Source organism: Methylobacterium sp. WL7 (genome assembly GCF_008040085.1).
Classification (GTDB): Bacteria; Pseudomonadota; Alphaproteobacteria; order Rhizobiales; family Beijerinckiaceae; genus Methylobacterium; species Methylobacterium mesophilicum.
In genome coordinates this window covers 1-939 of record NZ_VRVG01000335.1, presented here as the reverse complement: position 1 = coordinate 939, position 939 = coordinate 1, and the positions used below count along the sequence as shown (strand labels likewise).

At 61.8% G+C, this 939-nt stretch carries 1 protein-coding gene; it reads left to right on the top strand.

From position 1 onward, the window contains the following. The first annotated feature begins 172 nt into the window (after positions 1-172). Complete coding sequence (locus FV233_RS29630) at positions 173-823, top strand: hypothetical protein (RefSeq protein WP_238263143.1); 651 nt, start codon at positions 173-175, stop codon at positions 821-823. Positions 824-939 lie beyond the last annotated feature (116 nt).

The window sequence follows — 939 nt, the reverse complement described above, 5'->3', positions numbered from 1 at the left end:
TTTCGGCCAATCTAGCCCTTTCTAACCCGATCAGATCGCAGGCAAGCAGAGCTTCCGAACGCCGGCGGCGACCGACCGTTGTGGACATCCGGAAATCGCCGTATGCGCGACGGCGATGCCCAGGCGATCAACGCGCACCATCCGGTACGATAGCCTCTTTGACGAGGTCAGCTTGCGGCTCCCGCTGTTCGAGGGCCTCTCGGCCGACAACATTCAGCATCTCTCAGCCTTGGGATTCGGTCGCGGTTTCCTGACAGCCTCCCTCCGAGCTCGCCTGCGCAAAGCAGGATTTCGCGACCTATCTCATTTGGCTCAGTCTTCCCCGGAAGAGATCGCTCGAGTCAGGAAGTTCGGACCGGTCCGGGTCGAGCTTATTCGGACTTTCATCCTCGATGAGATTGCACATTGGCTGCCGAGCGCACGTCAGACGCACGCAGCTGCGGCTACCCGGGAACGAAGGTTTGAGCTGCTGCGCGAAACGCAAATCGAACGTCTGGCACTGGACGCCGACACAATCGCAGCGCTCGGGTTCGCTGGCGGCTCGTGTGCGGATATGGCCGGCCGTTCACGCCTCAACCTCCTCGGCACAGGAATTGTGACGCCCATCGAGGTAGACCATGTCGTCATGACGCTCGCCCGTTTTCTGGGAGCGTGCAAGACGACCGCTCGTTGCCCCGGCGACGGAGCCAGGGAAGCGCCGTCAGCGGAAATGGAGACAATCGAGGCCCGTCGTGCCGCATTGCGGGCCGACCAGGATCGTGAATGGGAGGAGGCAGCTCCCGCCAGAGATCGGCGTCGGAGTGGCACGGTTCGGAGGGTTTAGGGCGACGATAACATGGGGGCTCGGCAGGACCGTGGGGAAGTCACTAAGCCAGGCAGTAGCGATCACAGAGTTGGATCAAGCTACCCGCAAGCGGCCCCTTTGAATTTCGGAGAAGG